Here is a 25,063-nt window from a genome sequence, read left to right as displayed (position 1 = left end):
CAGCCATTACGCCCAATCAACTGGTGCAGTCGTCTTCTGAAAATGACACATGGCATCTGACATCAAGTTAGGGTATGCCTCAATCTGACGGCTGCGAACCGCCAGGGACAGGCGCAATGTCAGATTCTGTCGCGGCCTTGGCGCGTGCCTGGAAGCGTTCATAGCAATCCAGCCCGCAGAAATGTTCGACGTATTCCGCGCCTTCCGGGGTGAAGGCGGCATCGAGCGGAATTTCTTTGCAGCATACGCAGCAGGTGGTGCAACTGGCAGTGTTCGGGGCGTTTGCGTTCATGGTGGTACTCCTCCAGATTGGTAGCGAAGCTCAAAGCTGCCCACTCTCGGCTGGCTGGGAAGCGGTCATGATCTTCCCTTGAAGGCCCGCAGCAGCCGCGTCACAGACAGGACAAACAAGCCGGTCAGCGTGAGGGCTGCAATACCCCAGTGCTCCCCGATGAACGCGCCGGCCGTCGTGCCGGCTAGCACAATGGCGAGAATCGGCAAATGGCAGGGACAGGTGAGCACGGCCAGCGCGCCCCACAAGTAGCCGGTGATCGGTTTGTGCGTCTCAGACGGCAAGTGCTCTGGGCTGTTCATGGCAGACTCTCCGCGTGCTGTGCCGGTTCGGTTGGCATGGCGGCCAGTTGCATTTCGAGGCTGGCCAGGGCCTCGCGCCGACGCTCGACGAGTTGCCGCAACACGGCAAGCTGCGCAGACGCACCGTCACCGTCCGCAGCATCCAGCGCCCGGCACAGCCGCGCCAGTGCGTCCAGGCCGATACCCGCTTCGAAGGCAGCCCGTACAAAGCGCAGCCGTTGCAACGCGGTGTCATCGAACAAGCCGTAGCCGCCCGTGGTGTACGCGACCGGCCGTAGCAATCCGCGCAGCAGGTAGTCGCGCACGATATGCACGCTCACCCCGGCATCAAGGGCCAGCCGGGACACTGTGTAGGCGCTCATTGAACACCTCCTTTTCCTCATCCGGCGCAGCACGAAAGCTGCTTCACGTCCTTGCTGAAGGTCTGCGCCGCGAGCTTCAGCCCTTCGACCATGGTCAGGTAGGGGAACAATTGGTCGGCCAGTTCCTGCACGGTCATACGGTTGCGAATGGCGAGCACCGCCGTCTGGATCAGTTCACCCGCTTCCGGGGCCACCGCTTGCACGCCGATGAGCCGTCCGCTACCTTCCTCGATGACCAGCTTGATGAAGCCGCGTGTGTCGAAGTTGGCAAGCGCACGCGGCACGTTATCCAGTGTTAGCAGGCGACTGTCGGTCTCGATCCCGTCGTGATGTGCTTCCGCCTCGCTGTAGCCCACGGTGGCGACCTGCGGGTCGGTGAACACCACGGCCGGCATTGCGGTCAGGTCCAGGGCCGCATCGCCGCCAGTCATGTTGATCGCCGCACGAGTGCCGGCCGCTGCCGCCACATAGACGAACTGCGGCTGGTCGGTGCAGTCGCCGGCCGCGTAGATGTTCGGGCTACTGGTGCGCATGCCCTTGTCGATGACGATGGCCCCCTGCGCATTGACGGCTACCCCCGCCGCTTCCAATGCCAGGCTGCGCGTGTTCGGTGTCCGGCCGGTGGCGACCAGCAGCTTGTCGGCGCGCAATTCACCGTGCGTGGTGGTCAGCACGAATTCACCGTCCATATGGGCGACCTGGCTGGCTTGCGTGTGCTCCAGCACCTCGATGCCCTCGGCACGGAAAGCGGCTGTCACCGCCTCGCCGATGGCCGGGTCTTCACGGAAGAACAAGGTATTGCGCGCCAGGGCCGTGACCTTGCTGCCCAGCCGGGCAAAGGCTTGCGCCAGCTCCAGCGCCACCACCGACGAGCCGATTACGGCAAGGCGTTCGGGAATGGTGTCGCTCGCCAGGGCCTCGGTGGAAGTCCAGTAGGGTGACTCTTTCAAGCCCGGAATCGGCGGGACCGCCGGGCTGGCACCCGTGGCGACCAGGCAGCGGTCGAACATCACGACGCGCTCGCCACCCTCGTTCAAACTAACGATAAGGCTCTGGTCGTCCTTGAAACGCGCTTCACCGTGCAGAACGGTGATGGCTGAATTGCCGTCCAGGATGCCTTCGTACTTGGCATGACGGAGTTCTTCGACACGGGCCTGCTGCTGGGCCAGCAGCCGCTCGCGCAAGATCGTCGGCGGTGTGGGTGGCATGCCGCCGTCGAATGGGCTTTCCCGGCGCAGATGGGCGATGTGGGCGGCGCGGATCATGATCTTGGACGGCACACAACCGACGTTGACGCAGGTGCCGCCGATGGTGCCGCGCTCAATCAGCGTGACCTGCGCGCCTTGCTCGACGGCCTTCAGTGCTGCCGCCATCGCGGCTCCACCGCTACCAATGACGACGACCTGCAACGGGCGTTCGTTGCCACTGGGCTTATCAGCGGCCCCTATCCAGCCGCGCATCTTGTCGAGCAGGCCGGCGCGGTTGTCCGTCGGTGGCGCATCGGCAAGCGTTGCCTCGTAGCCCAGTCCGGCCACGGCGGTAGTCAGCGCATCCGATGACGTGCCCGCCTCAATGGCGAGTTGCGCTGTGCCCTTCGGATAGGACACCAGCGCCGATTGCACGCCGGGCACTTTCTCCAAGGCTTCCTTGACGTGAGCCGCGCACGAGTCGCAGGTCATCCCGGTGATTTTCAGGGTGGTCATGTATTTTTCCTTTTCTGTGGTGGCTACGGCTGTTGCCGTCAGCCACGTTGTTCTGGCAATTCACAGCTGTCCGGCCCGCAGCGGCGATGTGCTGGCGAGATGAAATCCCAGACCGACACCCCAACCATCAAGGCCAGGCCGACATAGAGCAGTCCACCGCTCTGCCAGCCGTAAGCCCGCATTAAAAACACCGCTGCCAGCACCAAGATCGGGCCTATCGTGCCGAGCGCCGTGCGTCGCCACTGTCGATGATTGAGCCAAGCGATAGCATTGGCGAGTAACGCGATGCCGGCGAACATCGGCAGCAGGATGCCAATGAATAGCCCCTCGTACTGGCTCAAGAAGCCCAGTCCGATGGCCGCGCCAAAGCTGGCGATGGCAGGAAAACAGGCGGCGCAGCCCATCGCGGAAACGACGCTGCCGAGCGCGCCGGTTTTGCCAGCGATGCGCGTGATGAGTCCCATGTGTCGCTCCCGAGTTCGGTTAACGGATCAGCGTTTGAGGCTGGACGGATAGCCCGCGTCCTCGGTCGCCTTGGTCAACTTCTGGACGTTGGTCTTGGCATCGTCGAAGGTGACGACGGCCTGGCGCTTGTCGAAACTTACGTCGGTCTTGCTCACGCCCTCAACCTTGGAAAGCGCGTGCTTGACAGTGATCGGGCAAGAGGCGCAGGTCATGCCAGGCACGGACAGCGTGACGGTCTGGGTGGCGGCCCACACGGGGGCAACAACGGCAGCGAGGGCGAGGGCGGCAAACAGTTTTTTCATGATGAACTCCTGTGATTAATAGAAAAATGGCATGACGTAGGGAAATCCGAGCGAGACCAGGACCAGCGCGGCCACGATCCAGAAAATGAGCTTGTAAGTAGCTCGCACTTGGGGAATCGCGCAGACCTCACCCGGTTTGCAGGCTTGCGCCGGGCGGTAGATGCGCCGCCAGGCGAAAAACAGCGCGACCAGCGCTGCGCCGATGAAGATCGGGCGATAGGGTTCCAGCACCGTCAGGTTGCCGATCCATGCCCCGCTGAACCCCAAGGCGATCAAAACCAGCGGCCCCAGGCAGCAGGCCGACGCAAGAATGGCGGCCAGCCCACCGGCGAAGAGCGCGCCGCGCCCGTTTTGTGGTTCAGACTTTTGTGGTTCAGACATACGCTTGTCCTTTCAAATTTGGTTTGGATAGCTTAAGCTTACTTCCGTAGTTATGTACGGAGTCAAGCGATATGCAAATTAATTTTGAGAATCTGACCATTGGCGTTTTTGCCAAGGCGGCCGGGGTCAATGTGGAGACCATCCGGTTCTACCAGCGCAAGGGCCTGCTGCCGGAGCCAGACAAGCCCTATGGCAGCATTCGCCGCTATGGCGAGGCGGATGTAACACGAGTGCGGTTCGTGAAATCGGCCCAGCGGCTGGGCTTTAGCCTGGACGAAATCGCCGAGCTACTGCGGCTGGAGGATGGCACCCATTGCGAGGAAGCCAGCGGCCTGGCCGAGCACAAGCTCAAGGATGTGCGCGAGAAGATGGCCGACTTGGCACGCATGGAGGCCGTGCTGTCTGAACTGGTGTGCGCCTGCCATGCGCGGAAAGGGAACGTTTCCTGCCCGCTGATTGCGTCACTGCAAGACGGAACGAAGCTCGCTGCATCGGCGCGGGGGAGTCACGGGGTGACTACGCCTTAGCGTGCTTTATTTTCCGAATTCTGAGACGACCCCTCATTGGTTTGGTGGTTGCCGTCCATTCAGTGACAACGACGTTGTAGTGGCATGGTATCGACACACGGTATTTAGCATCTTTCTACAAAAAGCAGAAAACGGGTCACCTTACTATGAGTTGGCTTTGCAATTGGGCATAACGATTGAAGCGTTAATTGGGAAAGAGGTTAGCCCGGAGTTATACGTAGAGGTCATTCAAGACAGATCTCTTTTAGAGAAAATGATTACCCCGGACACACCGGCAACCGTTATCGAGATGGCGAACCGTTTCTTAAATATGGACAGCAAGTACTACAGCATAGTTCTTACTGCACCTATGGCCGTCTTATCTGAACACCTCCGTAGTTGCGCGACATCTTAGGCGTGCGAGCATTTCATAGAGTTTAATTATCAAGGACTACGTATGTCATACGTTACTTTACCGGTAATATCCCTTGATAACCTGTTTCGGTTATCGAGAGATGTTACATCGCTTCAATCTCTATTAGCCTTTCTATGTCATCAGGCAGCGAACCCAGGCACAGAAACTACGCCAGAACTTGCGTTTCAATACAAACCGTCTTTATCAGTATCAAGTGACATGTTCGCGCAAGCTCTTGGCTATGATAATCACGCACATGTACTCGAGCGCGCCAAAACTGTCGCTGGTACACATTATCCAGATTTTATGGACCAACAATTTGAGTCGCGGTTGCTGCATCTAGTTTTGGCCGAAATGAGTCAGCACTTTAAAGAAATGCCGCGCATCAAATTAGAGTTCGAAATGGTAGGGCAGATGGTGAATAGTTTTTGTCAGATCTTATCAAATAAAGAATCTCGTTCGCTTGAAGTCGTAGTCGGAGGTTCATGCACTGGAAAGACCCTTTACTTAGTTCAATGGCTGGTGGCATACGCCGAGGCAAACAATAAAGAGCCTCAAATTCCAGTTATAGTATTCGGGTTACCTTCTCTATTTGAGAATTTGGTGAAGCAGCGGCCCGATCTCTTTACTGGAGAGCGCGTTACTCACATCAAAGTCGATTTGGATTGCAACAACATGCCATCTTCGCCTACTGGTACACCAATCACGTTCATTGAAGTGGATTGGATGTCGAGCAATGAATTTGATGATGAAAGACTGTATTCACTCGCGTCTGTATTGGCTGAATCACCGAACCCGATGTGGACTGTTTTCGATGAAACAATGCAATTCACACCCGTCGTGGTGGCCTTTAAAGATTCTATTCACAATATATTGGCAACGGAGCAGGTAGGGTTCAGCAACGATGGACAAACTCTTTTCTCACCAACCCAGTTTACGTGGCGCTTGATCGACCCCAAATCCCTTATTCGATTTTTGAAAGCGATCGGCAGCTTCAAGGACGGGCAGGCAGACGCAATGGCAGAACGCTTGATGCCAAAACATCCATCAGGTGTCTCTGCGCGTATGGCACATACACTTGTTAAAAACAGTGGTCTTTTGACGCTACCTTATCAATTGAATGAGAGAATTTTTTATGTTTAAAGTTCTCGGCGTCATGGATTTGATGATGAACTTAGGGTTAGCCATTTTCATAGGCATCCGGGCAGAAGCACTATCCGCATCGCTTGTATTTCTAATGTGTTATGGGGTTTTGACCTATCTCTTTCACCAAGGGGAAGAGAATTATAAAGGAAGTCATTTTTACCTTGCTATGTGGGGCATGAAAGAAGGTATCACGGCAATGGTAGCAGCCTTATTAAGCAAGGTGGCTTATGCCGCATACAGCGCTCTGGCTAGCAGTGTAAGGAGTGGCAAAGAAATAACATTTCTGGATGCAGACAGGCTTCATAACGCATCACAAAATGGCTTTAGCGATTGGCTGTCGGGGATCTACCACCAGCTAGTTGTTTTTAGTGAAAGTTTTGGTTTAACAGATGTCGACCATGTTGTTTATGCATACCTTGCTATTAAAGGTTGTTGGATCTTTATCAAAGCATGTGACTACGCAGCCCATTCCCAAGTCATGGCTAGAATGAAAGCCGTATGAAAAATAAGAGCCTTCGGGCTCTTTTTTCTTGGACTGCAGACTCAATGCGTCCAACCAAATGAACTATAAAGTATTCGGAGAATATAACTGTGTCTGTACGTACTGACATGCCCGACTGGGCAAATGACATGTTGATTTGCAAAGGGCTTGGTTTCGAAGTGCAAGGGCTCAGCGAATGTTTATGGCAGGAGTTCTGCGCTCAGTTTGGGCTTATTGAATGTAAGTTGTCGGTACGAAAGGACTACTTTGCCCATTACATAAAACAGCAAATCAGAAGTGGCGCAATAACCAACAAAATTTCCAAGCTTAAGGCCCAGCAGAAAGCATCGATGGAACCAAATCGGAACTATCACTATGCAGCTCCGCGGCCAAGGAAATCAATGCTCCAAGAGTTTGAAGAAAAATACGCCGAATATCTCAGGGACGAATGATAGGAACGTGTGGAATTGTTATCGATGATAGTGCATTAAAACACATTGGTCTGAATCTGAAATTCAGTACCCCATACTAACGCAAGTGAGAGAGCAGCAACTGTAAGGTTCGTCTTGATGTGATTAGGATTCATAAGCTTTGCCTCGTTTTTAGTAGTTGTCTGTTTTGTGTTTTTCTCTTCGTTTGTGTTTCGAGTTAGTGGCAGGCTTGCTTTTAAACAAGCGTCGATCTTCAAGTGTTCGGTGATGTTATACGTCGCACAGATGCTGCCTTCGATTGCTCTTTCAGACCAATGGGCTCTAATTTAATGATTATACCACCTTTTTGCTGTGTATAAACATAGACCATAAAACAATATGCGTAGGAACGGCATACTGCTATTCTTAATTAAACCTGCACTGTTTTAGGTCAAGAATTAACGAACATGACTACTAGAGGCCCGGGTGAAAGCTAAATTTAAGCTACTCGCAATATTCTCTGTATCCTTACTATCGATGCTATCTATGGCGTCATTCTTTTCGTATGAGATTCAGAAAATAGAGCAAGAAGAGTTCGCCACCGATGTTTTAGGTAATGCCGAACTTGTCACGTCACAGTTGGTGACTGTTCTCACCACGGCTAATTCGATCGAAGGTTTCACCTGCAATAAAGACAACATCAATAAGCTTCGTGAACTTGTCATGACGAATTCGGAAATCTTCGATGCTGGATTTATGAAAGACGACACCGTGTACTGCACTGCGAACTGGGGAGAAATAAAACCGACTAAACTGAGGTACCAGGATTCGGGTGAGCAGAATGGTTACCAGTTTTATTCAAACGAGGAAAATTTGTATCGGATTTCGGAGCACTACAATTTAACCGCGAAAGGTAATTTCTTCGCAGTAAACATCACCACTTCTTATTCAAGAGTACTTAAAAAGCTACCACAGTTTCAGTTTCAAATTTACTCCAAAACTGTTGACAACATATTTGACGAGTACGCCCCAGCGAAGAAATCTAATTCCTATTTTGCCTTAACACTTTCAACGGATGCTTGCAGTAAGGTATATGGGTTTTGCGTTAGAACGATCAATGATAGGGCTGGCCTCCCATATTACAGCATCCGATCGAACACCATTGTCTTCATCGTCATCCTGACAATCAGTTATCTCATAACTCACCTTTTACAACTGATCATTTCCAACCGGCAAACTATTGAAGCACGTTTCAGAACGGCTCTAAGTGAAGAATCGCTTTTCATGGAGTATCAACCCATAGTCAGAATCGGGAATGGTCGTGTCGAGGCGGTAGAATCGCTTGTAAGGTGGACTGACGACGTATACGGGCGAGTATCACCAGAGTTGTTCATTAGTATTGCTGAGAAACTGTCGCTGTACCCGGAACTGGCACACTTTACGGCCAAGCGAGCAATTTCAGATATGGCGTCAGTGTTACGCAATGACCCTCAGTTTTCCTGTGCCATCAACATTTGTAGTTATGAAATTCGTGAGCATGCCTTTCTGGAGTACTTAGTTGCCCTTGTACGCTCACATGACATTAACCCAAGTCAGATAAAAATTGAGATCACTGAAAGCATAGATGTTGAGCTGATAGAAATCGCTGAGTTCTCTGCGCGAGCTCAAGCGCTAGGGTTTATGGTGGTGTTGGATGATTTTGGAACTGGTGTGTCGAACCTTGTTTGGCTAACAGAGGTTAACTTCGACTACATCAAGATAGACCGCGTATTTGTGAACGCTTTGAACTTCGACATTAAAAAGGGGATGGCAAGTGCTATCATGGACCTTGTTGCCAGCCTTGGCAAAGAGGTCGTTTTTGAAGGTGTGGAAACCAAGCGTGAATACGACATGATCACCGAGCACTGTAAACAAGGGTATGTGCAAGGCTGGTATTTCTACCGTTCTTTACCGCTAACTGAATTGCTTACTGTTTTAAATAATAAAAAGTCTTCCTGATGTTGGGTGTTTTCCGCCCGGTTTTTCCCCAGAAATAAACGCAAACTAGGACTGGATTAAGCTAAGCACGACTTAGTATAAGTAAAAATTACTTTGTGCTAGTTTACTAAGCAACTGCTCACAATAAAAAAGCCCTTGTTGTGACGGAACGGATTTAGCCCAGTGGAACATTGCTTCAATATATCACTATAGGTAAACCAATGATTTTACCCACTCACAAGAAAGCTCGATTAAGTGCAACTTCATTAAGTAAGTCGCTAAAAATAGATGACAAAGAAGCTCGTAGTATGTTGGCAGAGCTTTTCAATTTCAAATCTTGGGATGCGCTTATCAACTCCTTACCGATTCAAGAGCCGCAAGTCACACCAACGGTATTGAACTCGACTCACCAATTTATGGCTGAAAAGCTTTCGGACATTCTACAGGTTGACCAATACGAGGCGATTTTAGCGTTGGTGAAGTCAATCTCACCATTTTCGAACAAGCCAAAAGCGTATCGCGTTGACTTGGACGCAATTAGAGATAGAGATGATGATGCCATCGACTTTAGCGAACTTCGAGAGATGGTCGGTTTAATGGGCGAGGGGACTGCTGATGAAAACATGATGGCTTCTTTAAAACAATTGCTATCTATGTCAGACGACCCAGCACTTAAAGAGTTACAAGAACATTTGGAAGGCACCACTTTTGATGATTTCCAAAACCGGATGCGAATCTCTCACCCGATAGATCCTTGGACCTATGTTAACCTTTTAGATGGCTTCCTTGGATGGAATTTAAAGGAATACACAGAAGATGACATCCCCGACCAGGTAGAATTTGGCGAGCCGTGCTTTTATTGGCTTGATGAAAATGATGAAGAACATCCTGTGTTTGCAAATTCTATTGTAGTCTCACCGGGCGATTCGAAAGACGAAATGTTCTTATCAGTTCTGGACGCGATTTCAGATAGCTATGATGAATATTTTGAAAAGCCGATATTATTACTTGGGAATCCTATCTTTAAAACGTTTAACGGCATCCGCTTTAGCGTAATTGGGGTTTGGAATTCAGGCAATTCATGGCGTTGGCTGTTTTTATCGAAACTCAAACCGTGGGAGCAATTACAGGCTTATCCTGAAAGTACCATCGATGGACTTGAAAACAGCTTAGATACTCCACCACCGCCAGAGTCATTAGCTGAGTTCACAGTAGAAGACCGGTTTCCTGCATCCTTGGTATACCACAGCATTTTAAAGCCAACTCAGGAACCGGAATTTGGAGAAGATGGCGGCAGGTTTGTAATAGAAGAACGGTATGAGATGAAAGGCGTTACTGGCTGGAGTTCATATGTATAAAAAAAGGAGCCTCATGGCTCCCTTTTTTGTGATGTATTTCTATAGCTCAGTACCGTAAAAGTTCGGTCTATTCGACTGGCAATAAACCACGATGCAACCGTTGTACAGAAGAGTGTGCCCGAGCATAGCGCAACTATCGGCATGGTGACATCCGGGTGTAATGGCGCATTAAACACGTTAATGCTTAGGTACATGATGATGCCCATAGGTAGCAGGCCAAACGCTACGCTTAGTAACAGCTCTTTAAGGAAGCCGAATCGGTCATTTTTAAAGGGTGAAATCAGTACCAATAGGTGTATCACCATCATCTGGCTTAGATGGCCACCAATAATTGTACTCTTGAGTGCTAACTCGGCCGCGACTAACAACGCCATGTAGCACGATACAAAAACGAAGTAGGCTTTAAAGAATGTACTTGGCTTTGATAGGCCGCGACTGTCTAACTGCATACTTGCCTCATTTCTCATTGGATTGGTTTTGGATGGCTGATACCAGGCGAAGTACCAGGTCTATATCGACCTTGATTTCTGTATACCCCTCATTCTTATCGAATTCTGCCTGAGCCTTAAGCTCACTGATTGCTGCTTTAAATTCGACTGGGTTTTCCAGTTCATACGGCTTGGACACGTTGTAAGATTCAGTAGGGCTAATGGGGTCCAGTTTGGTAAATGTCTGGAACTCAAAGGCATTGGCGGCGGGTATATCAATCATCCACCCGCAATCAATGAGCTGGTACCGTTCAGGATTCGTATTGTGCTTGATGAAGCCTAAATATCTTGGGTACTGGAACAACTCGATGCCATGTCCTTTAATAGCCAGAGCACCACTTTCGTCAAAACTGACTGTATAGCCGTTTTCGAGCATTAGTGTACCGGTTTCCTGTACCGTCTGGTGACGGATCTCTTTATTAGTAATGCTTGGCATATCGCCCCCTTAGCTTGGCTTCACAACGGCCGTGATAATGGTTGTCCCAATTTCAAATACCATCGTTGAAAACCCCTGATCATAGGTTTGAGCGACTTTATCTGCATCAGGAATGGATTCGAACATGTGCGCCCGTTCAGGCACGGTAATGTGACCACCGTCTTTAGCGAGGAATTTGCCATTGCCATCGCAAACGACAAAACCCAAGAACTTGGTGATAGTAGGAAGATCGTTTTCGATAATGATGTCTATGGGGTCTACCAATCCATCTTCATAAGCCACATCCGCAGTTGCAAACGTTTGTGGACACTCAAGAATCACGTAGCTGCCACCTTTTCGGCGTTTGATAGTAGCGCGCTCCCCGGAACCTTCAATTTGTCGAATAAGCTCGTTTGCTTTGTCTTTATCTAACGGATGCAGATCATCAACAGAGAGACTTGGCTGGTGGACGAGTATTCCCCATTCAGCTTCATAGATGGTGCTGGTGGTATCTAGTCTGCCTGACATCTGATTCAGTTTCAGACTTTTGCTTTTCGCCAGTTTCTTCTTCTTCGCCTTTCTCTTTGCATCTTTTGTCATTGCCATAAACAATCTCCTGTAATTATTGCTCACATTATACGCTATTTGTTGAATGTGTAGTATTATTGCATTTGATTCAATATCCGCTATATCCGTTAAATGGAGTAAACATGGAGAAAAGTATCGAGTTTTTACCGGTTGGTGAGAAAGTTATTTGGTACGGCCGCAAGCAAGGCTCTTGCACCCACGATAGCCTTTTTATTGAGGGTGACGTTTATGTGAACACTGGGTGCCACCCGAACGGTGATATTGAGCTGCAGCTTAGTGACGACAAACCAGAAATTAGTATTCGCGCTACCACCGGTGAATATGGGCTTCTGAGTGAGTATGAAGAACAACGAGAACAATCAATTGCAGAGTATGGAGTGATGTTGAAATGACCAAATTCATAACCGTTGTGTATGCCATCAATGACCCCAAGGCATTTAAAGAGCAACAAGACCAAATTGCAAAACTACATAACGCTTATGACCCTAATAACCCACCAGCTTGGGGCATTAGTGCAGTATCGCATTCAGATGAAATCCGTCGTTTAGAAATCATTGAAGAAATTTCGGACCAAACATCTGATGAATCTGATTCATTTCAAATCGTTTTTGACATCCGCGATGCGTTGGCAGCAGATCAGTTGCCAGCAAAAGGTAGTTGGTTTGATCGAGATTCAATCGGAAATAAATAATTGCCCAATTAAATCAGCATTTTCTTTTTCATAATTACACTAGTTATTCCCAACGGGTCATTTCATTGATGGCCCAACATTCTAAGTGTAGAGAGACATATTAATGATTAGAGTAACGGTCAGTGATGAAGCCTGCATACAGCTTCAATCCGAAACGAATCCTACAGAGATTTCGACAGGTTATGTGCATTTCAAACGTAGCCACAAGTTAGATTTAACGGAAGCATACAATGAGTTCATCTATCTTTGGGTAGATGTAAATAAATTCGATGAATTATGGAAGACTTCGGCACCAGACCGTTACATACCCGCTGACCTTAACGACTTACTCAATTTCAATATTTTGGGTGAGATGTATCACCGAGAGCAGCAACTGATCAAGTCAGAAAATAAGGTATTTAAGTTGTTGGAGATATACCAGCAGATCAATGCCATTGAAATTGATACGCCAGTGCTAAAGACAAGAGCCATTGACTTCGAAGAGGGTCGACACCGGTTTTGGTTGTGTAGACACCTTGGATTGACCCATTTTCTTGCCGCTGTTAATGGCTATCAGTATCGCCAGCTTGTAAGCGCTGGAGTAGCTGGGCAGCACAGTAGATCCCGGGTTGCGTTTGACAGAAACCATAACCCTCTGTTTCAAACAAAGCGAACGTGAATGGACATAATGACTAAGCTTACGGATTTAACCAATACAGCGTTTGATGACTGCTTATATTCCCTTAAGCCACTAAAGAGTATTAAATCTCAGTTAAAGAGCCGGCTACATTCATTCTCTCTGGCCGAAATTACAGAGTTGCTTTCTGCCTTCCTGTTTGCAGAGGCACAAACGGCAAAATCACCGGGTTGTGTGCCAGAAAATGCAAGCCGGCCATTTTCTGATCTCACTATCGATGACCGTGCGAGTTATGCTTATGTGATAAAGGTTCTGGCTGAGGCCGAATTACAACATCGCATTGACCATCGAACAGTCACCGAGTGGTTTTCATTGTACAGCGCAAATGAGCTGGTGGCTGACATAAAAACCGTTTTCCCGGATTCCCTGATCCTTACTCATTGGCATGACATCGATAGGCTTGAACGCGACTTCTGCGTAAATATCCATAGCAATAGTCCAATAGCTGTCTTTCCTACGGCATTTTCATCATCGACAGGCTTACTGACCGCCGGCAGTTTTTTCATTATCCAAGACCATCTAACTGACGATGATGACCTCTCGGCGGCGACTTATCATGTCAGTTTAAACGTCAGTGATAAACCGCAGTATTTCACCTGCGATACTCTCTATGACAAACAGTTTCTTCAAGCACTCTTAATGAGTGGCTTTGATACCCAAGTACATCTCGACAAGTTGACCGCTGACGCGCTCCCATTTGATCAAGGTCGTGAGGCTTATTTAAAACGCATTCATCCCGACGATAACCCGTACTCGATATGTGATTGGCGCCATAGTGAATGGAATGAAGGTTGGGACTTTTCCGAGGAAGGCGATAGCGATAGCGCTTTCGACTATGCAAGCAACAAATTCATTAAATAATAAAAGGACAAACACATGCTTAAGAACGTCGCGGCGCTTGCGTCAGTGATCAGTTTTTCCCTGATGATGTCAGGCTGTGCAGAAACACCCAATGAGTATATTGAACTCAAAGGTAAATACGCTGATGACTACGAACTCGATGCAGAAGACTTTTCAGAACCAACACGCTTTCTTTACCCGCTAAAGTGGATTGAACCAAAACGCACGACTAACAACCTTGATGTGTTTTACTACGATGTAGACCAGAACAAACTTAAGATCGCAGGGCAGGCCGCGACATTAGCCATTGGTGCGATTGGCCACGTTAACCCGCTCGATATTGGTCTGAGTCTTTTAACGCAACAAGGAGCTAAAACCACTTATCACTCTGTTCTTGGCGATCAGTACCTTTATACGGTAGTAAAGGTCGACAAATCGAAGGATTTAGATGCCCAGGCACAAGTTGTGAACAAGATGGCCATCGATACGGTTGCATCCGTTTATGGTGATTCTGCCAAGACCGAGTACGTCCCGACAGGCACTAACTTCTACTTGGTTGAAGGCACTAAGGTCTACGACCCTAATTATGTCTTCTGTAAGCAAGGGGTAGAGTCTCTTTGTCGAACATTTACAAGCAGAATACCAATGTTGACCAGAGACAACGATGGATACATTCCGATAGCACCAACTGGTGACTATATGACGGCAGTGACACTTTTGCCGATAGGATTCCCGATCGACAAACTGAAATTCATTGGTAACCCTTCGGTTGAGCAGTACCTATACGTGCCGGCTATTAAGCTCAATGAAAACCGCGACTTGTGGAAGCAAGAGAACCTGGCCTACTTCAAAGAATGGTACCAAGAAGAGAGAGTGTCGGTTAACCCATACCTTAAGCGTTTAAGTGATGGAAAAGTGATGTACTTCAACCCGAAAATTACCGCGCTGCAGAAAGACGATTACTCACTCTATCGAGTGTTTAATTTAGGTGAGTCGGAGGATGCACAGTAATGAAAGATTTACTTGTTTCCGTACCGGGCATGGTGGTCAATGAGGACTATTCGGATGATTTAGCTCATGCTGCACGCGTCTGCCATCAGCTTCACGTGAACCTTGGCCACATGAAATGGGATGTGGAATGCATCACTGACATGGCACCAGATGCTCTCTGTAGCGGCCTGATTGCTGACCAAATTAAAAAGCTTGAGGATTTACTTGCTTTCTCCGGTGAACGGTTTGTGTCGCTACTACAGAGAGAATCGAAACTTGAGTTAACCTTTCAAGATGAATACCCGTTCATAAAAAGCTATCCAGAATGGATCGATGGTTTATTCCCTTACATCAGAAAGAAGGAAGTCGACGAGCAGATCATCGCAGCTGGTGGCCACATGGTTTTCAATAGTCTTGAGGGAATGAGCAAATTTCCTAATGTGTGTGTTCCGCAGGAAGTTACAGATAACTTCATTGTTGTTTGGTATCCCATCGCCGCGCAGTTCGATCAACCAGGTTATATCTGGAAAACTTCCGAGAAGAAGTGGCAGACATACAGCTTAGAGCTATAAAAGTTAACGGCATTTTGCCTTTATTTTAATACAATGATTTATATTCGTTTTGTGATAGCTAGAGAGGCAGTTCATGGAATTCTATTGGATAACACTACTTGTCGTATTTGCCTTTGTTTTGGGATCGGTGAGCACCTTCATTTTTTACATTGCTAAGAAGGACAGATCCCACAACAAAGTAAGCGTACCGCCGTTTGATGACAGCAAGCCATACTATGTTGCTATTGACCATCAAGGGGACATCTACGGCTTTAGACGCTTTTATCCGGTGTCCGATTTTACTAAGTCAACAATACTGCAGGAATGGGCAGATGAAGCGGCGATCGTTGAAGCAATGTCATTCTCTGAACTGCAAGATAGATTGGGCGCTGGCAAAGTTACTGAAAACAGCTTGGCGCATCAATTGGCAGCGTTAAAGGAGGATATAAAAACGTTAGAGATCAATGGCGAACATCAAGCTGTGTATGATTTGTTTGTGGAAAGAACCAGAGAATTGATTGGCCACAAAGCAAAGCTTCCCGAAGGGTTTAATGGTCGAAGCTGTGAAGAGATAAAGGCTGACTTGTATCGTTGAAATGTTTTCACTGTTGATTTAGATTTATAACTCGAACTGCAAAACGCGCCACTCAGTTCCCTTACGGGAGTTGAGTGGCGTTTTTTCTTCCCGTAGGGCGACATACCTATAGGAAGAAACTATGTTTACCACTTTCATTGAAAATCTCAACGACAAAACACAACGCTATGAAGTTGAGGTAGTGTGCAAAAATTCATCATTAATTTTCTCTTTGGCTGATTCTACTCAGTATGCTTTTGTAACCAACCTAAATCTTCTATCTGGGTTAGGTGTAACCCGATATGGACAAGGTGCGTCAAATACTGTCTATGCTTTTTCAATATCTAACACACTGAAATTCCGTGTAGAATTGCGTGTTTATTGACATCGTATTTAATGACTATTCACCCATAACCATAAGAGAAATCATGAGTGTTGAAAAGATAACAGTTGGCGGTTTAGTTTCCTTTGTATTAGTTGTTGGCCTATCCACCATTTTTGTAGGTAGCCCCCCCAAAGTATCCACGTCTTTAGATTGTAATTCTGAGGATGGTTTAACCAATGCAGCGATCGTTGATATTGAATCCAACTTAAAGACGTACCAAACTTATGCGAGTCTATCGAACGGTATCTACGATAGTCGTCCAGACCATTACGCAGCCGTGCTAAATAAGTTTTGTAGCGATTCTGGTGTTTCGTGTGAGGTAGAAGAGAAATCAAGTGGTTTACGCTCTCTAACAGCGATTGATGAATCTGATCCTGATAACCAGAAAATCACCATAGTATTCCGTGGTACGGGCGATGACACAGACAGTGGTATTGCTGCTAATGATGTCTCGACAGATATTGCTCAGCATCTAGGCAGGATGCCACCGATGTATGTTGATGCAATCGACTTAGTTCAAGATGTCAAAGCACAATATCCACACGCAAAGATCACAACTACTGGTCATTCTCTTGGTGGTGCTTTAGCTAATGTTTCAGCGCTAAAAAACAACACAGATGCGGTTCTATTTAGCCCTGCAACTCTAAATGTATATAACTATGTTGATGCTTCTATCCAATCCGGTTATTCGAGTAAAATGATAACTATCGTCAATGAAAATGATAGAGTTTCTGGAGCAAAGTTATTGTCATCACCAACAACATATCAGGGTGCTGTGTTCGTTTTGCCGGGGCGAGCATTGTGCTTTGGGAGATGTAACCACAAGATTTCTGAACTACAGTCAAGACTTGAGGAAATAAGAAAAGACATGAACCCAAGTCGAAAACTATGTGAAATTTATAAAGGGATGTCGAGCCTTAAAATCAATTGATTGCATCCGTTAAGAGAAAGGGAGCTTCGGCTTCCTTTTTTATTTTTACGATTTCATCCAGCACTTGTTGATACCTGAATAATTTTTAATCTATCTAAAAACACTTCAAATTATCTTTTGAAAAAGCTTCTATTTCTAAGTTGCGCGTTGTAATAGCTACGGTAATCTTAACTACATAAATTGAACGCGACAGACTAAATATTTAAAGGAAACACGTATATGACTAAGCAACTTGTTCTAGCAGCAGTAATCGCAACAACTTCATTAGCATCTGGTTCTGTACTAGCTATGAAAAATGAATCTACAGTAAGCGAGTACAAACCAAGTATCAGCAATTTCATTTCTCCATACATTTCATCTGTTGGTATGGGTAATGGTCTTGATGGTAATGGTCTAGGTATTCGTCTTGGCTATAAACTGTCTGATAATTGGGGTGTGGTTGGTGATGCTTCTTTCTATGATGTTGACGGTAATTTAACTGAAAACGGGAAAAAACTAGAGACAGATTATGATGGCTGGATGGCAAGTATTGGTCCAAGTTACTACATCAACGAACGTTTAAGCGTATTTGCTACGATCGGTATCGCTCAACTAACTGGTGCGAACTATACATACGGCGACCCGTACACGGTAAAAATGTTCAATCCTGAGATACATCAACTAGTTGATGTCACTACACGCGACAAAGAAAATTTGAACACCACAGCTAACAAAAACGTTGTAGTTGGTTTGGGTATTAATTATGCGCTTGGTGACTACTATGTAATCAATGCGGCTTATAAACGATTTTCAACTGATATTACTATGTCTAGTGGCAATAACACGCAAGCTGTGGACGTATTTGAAGTCGGATTTGGCTTCCGCTTCTAAATCAATCGCATAAATAAGCAGGGTAGTCCCTGCTTATTTATTGTGTCTCTATACTCGGCACCGTTCAATCAAGTCTACCAACTGAGAGAATTTTCTGTTCTTTCCAAAACCTTTAAAAGCTATCATCTCAGGTGCAGCCTGACGTCCATTTCCGTTCCGACTGATACTTCTTCTTACATCCGTCCTGTAGATACTGAATCCCCTTGCTTTATATAATTTTGCCAGCTCTAGGTTAAGGCTGTTGCAAGCTATCATCGGCATACTGTGGTCTGCTAGCCAGTCAGCCACTTGTATTTGATGTTTGAATGTGAATCCTTTACCTGAATAGTTTGCAAATGTTCCAGCATAAGGTGGATCTGCCAGTAAAAAATCCACACCATTTAGGTTCAGATCTTGGAAACTACCATTTGTAAACCTCCAATTTTTAGTAACCTCTTGGAACTGGGTAAAACCAGATGGTGTCGCAAGTTCATCATATTTACCATAGGGAACGTTGAAGCCTCCTTTTTGATTGAACCTCATTAGCCCGTTAAAGCAATGATAGCTCAGGTACCACATTGCCCCTGCCGCAAACTCTGAATCTGCTTGATTACTGACAATTAGCTGATTGAATCGCTCACGAACGCCTAAATAGAATGCTTTATCGAGATGCCAATCATCTTTATTGGGGACGAACCCTTTTTGTGCATGCTGGTAAAGATTAATGAGCGGAGAAATGAGGTCGTTAGCAAGGACTCGTTCAAACTCATTGTTAAGGGAAAATGATAGGCCGCCACAGAATGGCTCTGCAACAAATCGTGGCTCCAACTCAGAAATCAATTTTTTTGAACGAGTCGCAAGCCATGATTTGCCGCCAGGATATTTTAGTATGCTTTTCATTTACGCTCCCATTTGATAGGGAGGTAGTATAAAACAAAATGTATCTGTACTTAACCTGTTTGGAGTTTGAAAATGCTCGAGTTTTTAATGTGGTGCACAAACCGAGAAAGGTTTAGAAGTGAGTTTGGGATAAAATATCCTGCGCTGCTTGCTCGATGACACTCAATGTTTTTTTATCGACCAATAACCTTGTTGCGGCAACAAATGCAGCCGTTAATGCTGGTGGCCGGCTATGCATTTCACGGTTGATAAGCACTGTATTTCTCTTAATCTCAGCTAGTCGCCTAACTACCAACTCTCTTTCATCAGCTAGAAATGCCAGCTTATCTTTCATTCTTCTTATCGCAGCCTGACGACTTTCGCCTTTGAGAACCACTTCACCTGGTTCGCTCGATAATCTTGATAACCGACTTGAAACCGACCTTTTTGTTGAGTCAATTTCATTCAGCAGAGAAAGCAATTTCTCTTTGTCATAGCCAGCCAAACAGAATTCGCTTTCAAACTGGGGATTTAACTTCTTACGCATTGAAATTTTTGCCACTGAGAAACATGATTTTCAGCGTAAGGATAACACATAGAGAGTTATCAAAAGATAACGATTATCACTTTAAACTAAAAAATCTGACCTTGTAGTATTTATATGGTTGCGGAAAATTAAAAACCACATAAATTAGTTTTCGACAGCGCAAGAATGAAAAATAAAAGCTAAACGCTTTTTATTGATTCGAGTGTAAGCAGGTGGTATTTTTATACCAAATAACCGTATGTGACGGATTTTACAGTCTTATGCATACCTATTCTGGAGAAATGTTTTGGATCTTAATGTAGTAACAAAAGCACTTCTTGAATCTGACGAAGGATTCAATGTAACTCAATCGGATGAAAGCCTGATCATCACAAACGATGTAGGTATTAATGCAGTACTCGTAGTTCAGGGGTCACAGATCATCGTTGAATCCTTGCTGTTCCAAGCAGACGCAGTAGCTGACCAAGCTGCGCTGGACGATTACATCTTAAAAACACATAAGTTAGTCCCACTTACAGCAGTCGGTAAATCAGAAGTAGAAGGCCAGTTTTATTACTCCGCTTTCGGCGCTCTATCTTCTGAGTCAAAAGTTGAAAGTGTTGTTCTTGAGGTCGAAGAGCTTTTCCGCAATGTTGCAGAACTGCTTGAAGGCTACTCTGAATTTCTCATTAAGTAAGGACTCCATATGTCACTAAGTAAATTGTTCCGCATCTTCACTGGTAATGTAAACAAGGCAGCTGAGAGCGTGATTGATGCTAACGCAATCACCATTCTTGAGCAGGAGCAGCGTGAATCGAAAGAAGCTGTTCGCAAAGCAGAAGATTCACTAGTAACTATCGTTGCTAAACGCAAATTATCTGAGGGCAAAGTAACTGGTTTTGATAAAGCGATTTCTGAGTACACAGATAAAGCTATTAAAGCGAATGAAGCTGGCCATGAAGATTTAGCGCTGGAATGTGCACAGAAAGTTGCAGACTTGAATGAAGAAAAAGCACTTGAAGAAGCGCAACTTAAGGCATTCAAAGAAGCAGAAGAAAAGCACAAGTCAAATATCGCGGTAGCTCGCAAAAATATTACAAGCATCGATCGTCAGATTGACCTTGTTAAAGCTACTGACAGCGTTCAAAAGGCACAAGCTGCAACTCAAGCTAGTGTTGTAGGTGCTTCATCTAAAACAAGTACGGCACTGGATTCGTTAAACCGAATTAAAGCTAAGCAGGCCGAGCAGTCAGCAAAACTAGAAGCCCAACAAGAGCTAAGTGATGCTGAAACTACTACAGATCTAGATCAGAAGCTTAAAGCTGCAGGTATTGGTGGCGGTACAACTGCCAAAGACCAGTTGGCAGCGATCCTAAACAAGAGCAAATCAGCCGAATAATTCAGGCGCGAAACTCTATAACACGAGCCCGCTTTCATGCGGGTTCATTTTTTCAGAATAAGGGACTTTTATGTTGAAAAAAGTTTGTTTAGCGCTGAGAGCTGTTTTTGGCAAGAAAAAGCCAGTTGAACAACCAAAACCCGTAACTCCAGAAATTTGCGGCTTTCGTCTTGGTGGCGCGTTTGAAATTGACAGCCTGATGTTACGACTTGCTGAACCGAAGTTGACCATCGAAGGTGCTGCAACATCGCAAATCATTGAAGCGGTCGGTGTAATCGATATGGGTGCTGGTACTCGCATAGTTCGGTACTACACAGATGATGAAGGGTATATCCAAGTGCTAATCAATGGCGATGATGACTCCGGTATTATGGAAATCAGCCTTTGGTATTTCTATGACTCTCGACCAATTGACGGGCAACAAGCGTGGGACAACCTACTTAACAATGAAATTGTTAAAGATGAATACGACTTGGAAGGTACTACGTTTGCCCCGTATTGGGAGAACGAAAAACCCGTTTGTCTGACAGAGAAAGTTTACAACAAAAATGGATTTGTCAAAGAACTGGACTCTTTCAACATGCTCTATTCACGCAATTTGCAAGACGACAAAACAGAAGACCTTCTATTACCACACGATAAAACAGAAGAACTTCTTGTCGCATGTGAAGAACGAATCGCAAATAACACCCCGGACCGATTACTTTCTCGTGTTACAGGGATTCAACTAAATATTTCTGACTTTAAAGTGGTGGCATAAATGATCGAACTAGCAAACGAAAGTGCAGCGGCAACAGCATTTATGAATGGGATTACTTCATTCATCGGTTACTTCGCATTGTCCTTGGTATTCTTGATTGGATTCAAATTCATTTACATGGCCATGACACCATACAACGAATGGAAGCTGATTAAAGAAGATAAAAACGTATCTGCTGCGATCGCGCTCGGCGGCGCAATTGTTGGTTATGCAATCGCTATCTCAAGCGCAGCTTCTCACTCTGTGGGGATTACTGATTATGCACTATGGGGCGCTGTAGCTCTAGTCGCCCAGGTTGCCGGTTTTGTGGGAGTTAGAGCCATTATGATGCCGAAGATCGTGCAAAGAATTGAAGAAAATGAAACTCCTGCAGCCGTGCTATTGGCTTCTGTTTCTATCGCTGTTGGCCTTCTTAACGCCGCTTGTCTGACATACTAGTCGAGGTAGCTATGACTGAATTAAAACGTCGAATGCGTAGCCGCATTAAACTAGAAGGTAAACGCAAAACATTTCGTCACTTTGCATTAGCGCCGCTGGCACTGGCAACACTTGCTGGTTGTCAACCAGACAGCCCACTTCGCATTAAGGTGTATGAAGACGTTGATGCTTGTAAAGCTGATGGTAAAGCAGAGCTTGGTACTCAATGCGATGCAGCATACAAAATTGCGCAACGTGAAGCCGACAGAACTACTGAGAAGTTCCGTAAACAGGCCGAATGTGAACTTGAGTATGGTGTCTGTGAAGCGATGCCAGCTGGATTAGGCTATCGTCCTAAGCTTGACGCATTTATGGTTGCGCCAGTTAAGCCCGAGCATTACGACAACTACGACATCTCTCGACAATATGGTGATTTGTTTGTGCAGCCATTGTTTACGTCGACATCTTCATACTCGGATAAATACGGAAAATTGTTCTTTGCAGATGGAATGAAAGTTGGTGATGCAAACAACATAAGCCATTTGAATTTCACTATGACCGACAGGTATCTGCACCCGTTACCAACAGTTCGGTTACGCAACGAGGATGACGGTTTTTACACTGGTAACTCTGGCGGTAACAATAAATCAAACTATGGCTCCAGTATCGGTCAGGGGATTGGTCAAGGAACGGGAAGTAGCGTAGCAAACACAATTGCGAATGCATATATCGCTGGCCGCGTAATTGATGCTCTTGATGACTCAAGCGAACGACGTCACAAAGAGCGCATGTATAACGCAGCCCGAGACGCTGAAAAGAAACAGCAAGCAATGAGTGGCGCAGGTTACAAGACAAGTTCGAGTTCAACTACTTCCAGTGGATTTAAGTCTGACTACAAAGCAAAACCAGTAGTGAAGACTTCCTCTCGTGGTGGTTGGGGTTCTTCTGTCAGCTCTCGTAGTAGCTGGGGTGGATAAACAACTCTCTTACATCATCCAAGCCGGTGGTTCATCACCGGCTTTTTAGTAACTGAGTAAGTGCTCTTGCCGATTATTTAAGGGGTGAGATGCTACTAGAACATTTACTTAGGCACTAACAAAGACATAGAGGTCTAAATGCTACAGATACCTACACAACCACGTCATGATTGGAAGAAGACAGCGCAAGAGTTCAATTTCGGCTTCCATACTTTCGACGACGAGCCATATTGGACAGAGGACCGCTACTTCCAATTCACTCTAACTCAGATAGAACGCGACATCGAGCAACCGACAGAAGAAATTCATCAAATGAGCTTGAATGCGATCGCCAAGGTTATTGAAAGCGATGAACTGATGGCAAAGTTTCAAATACCTGAATCTATGTGGGGCTTGGTTCGTGAATCTTGGAAACGCCGTGACCCGAGTTTATATAGTCGTATCGATTTGGCATATGACGGGAAGAACCCGGCAAAGCTCCTAGAACTAAACAGTGACACGCCGACAAGTCTCTACGAACTGGCATTTTTCTCTTGGCTGTGGCTTGAAGAAAAGGTTAATCGCGGCGAATTGCCACAAAATGCCGACCAGTTCAACCTGTTGGAAGATTTGCTTGTAAGACGTTTTATCGAGTTAAAGCCAACACTGGCATTTAATACGATGCACTTCGCATGCTGTAAGGACACCATCGAAGATCGCGGTACGGTACAATATCTTCAAGACTGTGCCAAAGAAGCCGGCATCCACAGTGAATTTGTGTATGTAGAAGATATTGGCATTTCGGAAGATGGAAAATACTTTACGGATGCCAATAGCAAACCGATCGATACGCTTTTTAAACTATATCCTTGGGAGTACATGTTACGCGAGGAATATAGCCAGCATCTAGAAACAGCAGAGATCAATTGGATGGAACCATTGTGGAAGTGCATCAGTTCCAATAAAGCAATTTTGCCACTGTTATGGGAGATGTACCCAGGCCACCCGAATTTGCTTGAAGCTTATTTTGAAAATGACCCACGAGTAGCGAGTATGGACCATTACGTCGTGAAGCCAATTTTTTCACGTGAGGGTGCGAACATCTCGATCGTAAAAGATGGCGAAGTGGTTGAATTTGTAGATGGCCCTTATGGTAGCGAAGGGAAAATTGTACAGGCTTACACACCATTGCCAACATTTGGCGAAAACCATGTACTGATCGGAAGTTGGTTAGTGAATGGTACTGCGGCAGGAATTGGAATTCGAGAAGATGAAGGGAAAATAACCAAAGATTCTAGCCGATTTATCCCGCATATCATTTTAGGGTGATATGTAATGGGGTTCTAGGGATTTTCCCCTCTAAAGTAACATAGAACGCTACAGGTATTATATTATATGGTCTGTGGCGGTGGGTTACCTTCCAATATTCTGCCATCTTATATAAACACCATCAATCATATTGGCGTTTATTCATCATGGCAATTAGTAATGAACTCTCGATTCTGACTCAGGCAGAACAACGAGACTTGTATTCAGCACCTCAGTTTTCTATTGAGGAACAACGTTTGTATTTTTCGCTAAACGATGTAGAACAGGCCGAATGCCGTACTATCAGGCTTACTAAACATCGTTGTTATTTCGTGGCGCTTCTGGGCTATTTTAAATCTAAGCCAGTGATCATTGCTCCGAGTTTCCGTGATATCAGTATCGACATGCAGTTTATTGCCTCCCAAATTCAAAGAGGTAAAGGGATCAGGCCTTTCAGTGTCAGTAAAATGCAGCGTGACCGTATTTACTCAAGGATACTGCGTCTACTAAATTACAATAAGTGGAATGAAAAACAGCACCTCAATGCTCTGTGCCACCACCTGGTTTACATTGGTCATGCCTGGCTGGAGCCTCGACACCTCTTTGATGCGGCCATTGAATACCTTGCCAGCCATAACATTGCCATTCCTAAGTACTCCGTGCTTCAAAGACTGATAAGCCGCACAATGCAACAGGTCAGAAAAGACCTGACGCTCCAACTGAATCAACTTACCAGTAAT

The 25,063-nt window shown here is 46.1% G+C and carries 35 protein-coding genes; 23 read left to right on the top strand and 12 right to left on the bottom strand.

Annotation, left to right across the window (positions count from 1 at the left end):
* Positions 1-79 precede the first annotated feature (79 nt).
* The 7 genes from AACR11_RS01260 to merT form a co-directional block, all read right to left on the bottom strand.
* Complete coding sequence (locus AACR11_RS01260; protein ID WP_000993245.1) at positions 80-292, bottom strand: DUF3330 domain-containing protein; 213 nt, start codon at positions 290-292, stop codon at positions 80-82.
* A gap of 65 nt (positions 293-357) precedes the next feature.
* Entirely contained in the window at positions 358-594 is a 237-nt protein-coding gene (gene merE, locus AACR11_RS01255; RefSeq protein WP_001087807.1) for a broad-spectrum mercury transporter MerE, read from the bottom strand.
* A complete protein-coding gene (gene merD, locus AACR11_RS01250; RefSeq protein ID WP_001277466.1) occupies positions 591-956 on the bottom strand; it encodes a mercury resistance co-regulator MerD in 366 nt (121 codons plus the stop codon). The genes merE and merD overlap by 4 nt, the downstream gene beginning before the upstream one ends.
* A 17-nt stretch (positions 957-973) precedes the next feature.
* Positions 974-2,659, bottom strand: coding sequence for a mercury(II) reductase (gene merA / locus AACR11_RS01245; protein ID WP_000209296.1), 1,686 nt, complete (start codon positions 2,657-2,659; stop codon positions 974-976).
* A gap of 38 nt (positions 2,660-2,697) precedes the next feature.
* Positions 2,698-3,123 (bottom strand): organomercurial transporter MerC, encoded by a 426-nt coding sequence (gene merC / locus AACR11_RS01240; RefSeq protein ID WP_000522996.1) that lies wholly within the window; start codon positions 3,121-3,123, stop codon positions 2,698-2,700.
* Positions 3,124-3,150: 27 nt separating this feature from the next.
* Positions 3,151-3,426, bottom strand: coding sequence for a mercury resistance system periplasmic binding protein MerP (gene merP, locus AACR11_RS01235; RefSeq protein ID WP_000732275.1), 276 nt, complete (start codon positions 3,424-3,426; stop codon positions 3,151-3,153).
* A gap of 15 nt (positions 3,427-3,441) precedes the next feature.
* Positions 3,442-3,807, bottom strand: a complete 366-nt coding sequence (gene merT / locus AACR11_RS01230; protein ID WP_001294656.1) for a mercuric ion transporter MerT — start codon at positions 3,805-3,807, stop codon at positions 3,442-3,444.
* 71 nt (positions 3,808-3,878) lie between these two features.
* Here merT and merR point away from each other — a divergent pair, with 71 nt between their 5' ends.
* From merR to AACR11_RS01200, 6 genes are all read left to right on the top strand, one after another.
* Positions 3,879-4,334: an Hg(II)-responsive transcriptional regulator gene (merR, locus tag AACR11_RS01225; RefSeq protein WP_001166628.1), complete on the top strand. Its 456-nt coding sequence runs from the start codon at positions 3,879-3,881 to the stop codon at positions 4,332-4,334.
* A 436-nt stretch (positions 4,335-4,770) separates the two neighbouring features.
* Complete coding sequence (locus AACR11_RS01220) at positions 4,771-5,871, top strand: hypothetical protein (RefSeq protein ID WP_079324558.1); 1,101 nt, start codon at positions 4,771-4,773, stop codon at positions 5,869-5,871.
* On the top strand, positions 5,864-6,376 hold the full coding sequence (locus AACR11_RS01215; RefSeq protein WP_079324556.1) for a hypothetical protein: 513 nt from the start codon (positions 5,864-5,866) through the stop codon (positions 6,374-6,376). The genes AACR11_RS01220 and AACR11_RS01215 overlap by 8 nt, the downstream gene beginning before the upstream one ends.
* A gap of 89 nt (positions 6,377-6,465) precedes the next feature.
* On the top strand, positions 6,466-6,807 hold the full coding sequence (locus tag AACR11_RS01210) for a hypothetical protein (protein WP_139374599.1): 342 nt from the start codon (positions 6,466-6,468) through the stop codon (positions 6,805-6,807).
* 504 nt (positions 6,808-7,311) lie between these two features.
* Positions 7,312-8,763: an EAL domain-containing protein gene (locus tag AACR11_RS01205; RefSeq protein ID WP_172687361.1), complete on the top strand. Its 1,452-nt coding sequence runs from the start codon at positions 7,312-7,314 to the stop codon at positions 8,761-8,763.
* A gap of 200 nt (positions 8,764-8,963) precedes the next feature.
* Positions 8,964-10,100 carry a hypothetical protein gene (locus AACR11_RS01200; protein WP_079324548.1) on the top strand — a complete coding sequence of 379 codons (1,137 nt, stop codon included), beginning with the start codon at positions 8,964-8,966 and terminating at the stop codon, positions 10,098-10,100.
* A gap of 11 nt (positions 10,101-10,111) precedes the next feature.
* Here AACR11_RS01200 and AACR11_RS01195 read toward each other — a convergent pair whose 3' ends face one another.
* Genes AACR11_RS01195 through AACR11_RS01185 form a run of 3 tightly spaced genes read right to left on the bottom strand, consistent with a single transcriptional unit; the run spans position 10,112 to position 11,609 of the window.
* Complete coding sequence (locus tag AACR11_RS01195; protein WP_079324546.1) at positions 10,112-10,549, bottom strand: hypothetical protein; 438 nt, start codon at positions 10,547-10,549, stop codon at positions 10,112-10,114.
* 7 nt (positions 10,550-10,556) lie between these two features.
* Positions 10,557-11,024: a hypothetical protein gene (locus AACR11_RS01190; RefSeq protein WP_079324544.1), complete on the bottom strand. Its 468-nt coding sequence runs from the start codon at positions 11,022-11,024 to the stop codon at positions 10,557-10,559.
* A gap of 9 nt (positions 11,025-11,033) precedes the next feature.
* Entirely contained in the window at positions 11,034-11,609 is a 576-nt protein-coding gene (locus tag AACR11_RS01185) for a hypothetical protein (RefSeq protein ID WP_079324542.1), read from the bottom strand.
* Positions 11,610-11,713: 104 nt separating this feature from the next.
* Between AACR11_RS01185 and AACR11_RS01180 the strand changes: the two genes are divergently transcribed.
* The 10 genes from AACR11_RS01180 (at position 11,714) to AACR11_RS01135 (ending at position 18,099) form a co-directional block, all read left to right on the top strand.
* Complete coding sequence (locus AACR11_RS01180) at positions 11,714-11,983, top strand: hypothetical protein (RefSeq protein ID WP_079324540.1); 270 nt, start codon at positions 11,714-11,716, stop codon at positions 11,981-11,983.
* A complete protein-coding gene (locus AACR11_RS01175; RefSeq protein ID WP_079324538.1) occupies positions 11,980-12,282 on the top strand; it encodes a hypothetical protein in 303 nt (100 codons plus the stop codon). The genes AACR11_RS01180 and AACR11_RS01175 overlap by 4 nt, the downstream gene beginning before the upstream one ends.
* A 103-nt stretch (positions 12,283-12,385) precedes the next feature.
* A complete protein-coding gene (locus AACR11_RS01170; RefSeq protein ID WP_079324536.1) occupies positions 12,386-12,940 on the top strand; it encodes a hypothetical protein in 555 nt (184 codons plus the stop codon).
* A 9-nt stretch (positions 12,941-12,949) separates the two neighbouring features.
* Positions 12,950-13,819 (top strand): hypothetical protein, encoded by an 870-nt coding sequence (locus tag AACR11_RS01165; protein WP_139374598.1) that lies wholly within the window; start codon positions 12,950-12,952, stop codon positions 13,817-13,819.
* A 15-nt stretch (positions 13,820-13,834) separates the two neighbouring features.
* The gene (locus AACR11_RS01160; protein WP_079324532.1) at positions 13,835-14,809 is read left to right on the top strand and encodes a hypothetical protein; all 975 of its coding nucleotides are present in this window, start codon (positions 13,835-13,837) and stop codon (positions 14,807-14,809) included.
* A complete protein-coding gene (locus tag AACR11_RS01155) occupies positions 14,809-15,360 on the top strand; it encodes a hypothetical protein (RefSeq protein ID WP_079324530.1) in 552 nt (183 codons plus the stop codon). The genes AACR11_RS01160 and AACR11_RS01155 overlap by 1 nt, the downstream gene beginning before the upstream one ends.
* Positions 15,361-15,433: 73 nt before the next feature.
* Entirely contained in the window at positions 15,434-15,934 is a 501-nt protein-coding gene (locus tag AACR11_RS01150; protein WP_017190651.1) for a hypothetical protein, read from the top strand.
* A 121-nt stretch (positions 15,935-16,055) separates the two neighbouring features.
* Positions 16,056-16,298, top strand: a complete 243-nt coding sequence (locus AACR11_RS01145; RefSeq protein WP_079324528.1) for a hypothetical protein — start codon at positions 16,056-16,058, stop codon at positions 16,296-16,298.
* A 43-nt stretch (positions 16,299-16,341) separates the two neighbouring features.
* The gene (locus tag AACR11_RS01140) at positions 16,342-17,229 is read left to right on the top strand and encodes a lipase family protein (protein ID WP_079324526.1); all 888 of its coding nucleotides are present in this window, start codon (positions 16,342-16,344) and stop codon (positions 17,227-17,229) included.
* A gap of 219 nt (positions 17,230-17,448) precedes the next feature.
* A complete protein-coding gene (locus tag AACR11_RS01135; RefSeq protein ID WP_079324524.1) occupies positions 17,449-18,099 on the top strand; it encodes an outer membrane protein in 651 nt (216 codons plus the stop codon).
* Positions 18,100-18,147: 48 nt separating this feature from the next.
* Here AACR11_RS01135 and AACR11_RS01130 read toward each other — a convergent pair whose 3' ends face one another.
* A complete protein-coding gene (locus AACR11_RS01130) occupies positions 18,148-18,978 on the bottom strand; it encodes a DNA adenine methylase (protein ID WP_079324522.1) in 831 nt (276 codons plus the stop codon).
* Between the two features lie 112 nt (positions 18,979-19,090).
* Entirely contained in the window at positions 19,091-19,504 is a 414-nt protein-coding gene (locus tag AACR11_RS01125) for a hypothetical protein (RefSeq protein ID WP_017190657.1), read from the bottom strand.
* A gap of 286 nt (positions 19,505-19,790) precedes the next feature.
* Between AACR11_RS01125 and AACR11_RS01120 the strand changes: the two genes are divergently transcribed.
* The 7 genes from AACR11_RS01120 to AACR11_RS01090 all read left to right on the top strand — a co-directional run.
* Entirely contained in the window at positions 19,791-20,180 is a 390-nt protein-coding gene (locus AACR11_RS01120; RefSeq protein ID WP_017190658.1) for a DUF2170 family protein, read from the top strand.
* Positions 20,181-20,189: 9 nt separating this feature from the next.
* Positions 20,190-20,882, top strand: coding sequence for a PspA/IM30 family protein (locus tag AACR11_RS01115; protein WP_017190659.1), 693 nt, complete (start codon positions 20,190-20,192; stop codon positions 20,880-20,882).
* Positions 20,883-20,952: 70 nt separating this feature from the next.
* Positions 20,953-21,642 carry a YjfK family protein gene (locus AACR11_RS01110; RefSeq protein ID WP_079324520.1) on the top strand — a complete coding sequence of 230 codons (690 nt, stop codon included), beginning with the start codon at positions 20,953-20,955 and terminating at the stop codon, positions 21,640-21,642.
* Positions 21,643-22,080 (top strand): DUF350 domain-containing protein, encoded by a 438-nt coding sequence (locus AACR11_RS01105; protein ID WP_017190661.1) that lies wholly within the window; start codon positions 21,643-21,645, stop codon positions 22,078-22,080.
* A gap of 11 nt (positions 22,081-22,091) precedes the next feature.
* Complete coding sequence (locus AACR11_RS01100) at positions 22,092-23,036, top strand: DUF1190 domain-containing protein (RefSeq protein WP_017190662.1); 945 nt, start codon at positions 22,092-22,094, stop codon at positions 23,034-23,036.
* Positions 23,037-23,174: 138 nt separating this feature from the next.
* Positions 23,175-24,344, top strand: coding sequence for a glutathionylspermidine synthase family protein (locus tag AACR11_RS01095; protein ID WP_017190663.1), 1,170 nt, complete (start codon positions 23,175-23,177; stop codon positions 24,342-24,344).
* A gap of 146 nt (positions 24,345-24,490) precedes the next feature.
* A partial coding sequence (locus tag AACR11_RS01090; RefSeq protein WP_139374597.1) for a DUF4158 domain-containing protein occupies positions 24,491-25,063 on the top strand: 573 nt, incomplete at its 3' end.

Origin of the sequence: Vibrio sp. L85 (genome assembly GCF_963871815.1) — a bacterium.
Lineage (GTDB): Bacteria > Pseudomonadota > Gammaproteobacteria > Enterobacterales > Vibrionaceae > Vibrio > Vibrio harveyi.
Note: the sequence above shows the minus strand (reverse complement) of the source record. Positions and strands in the feature narration are given on the sequence as shown.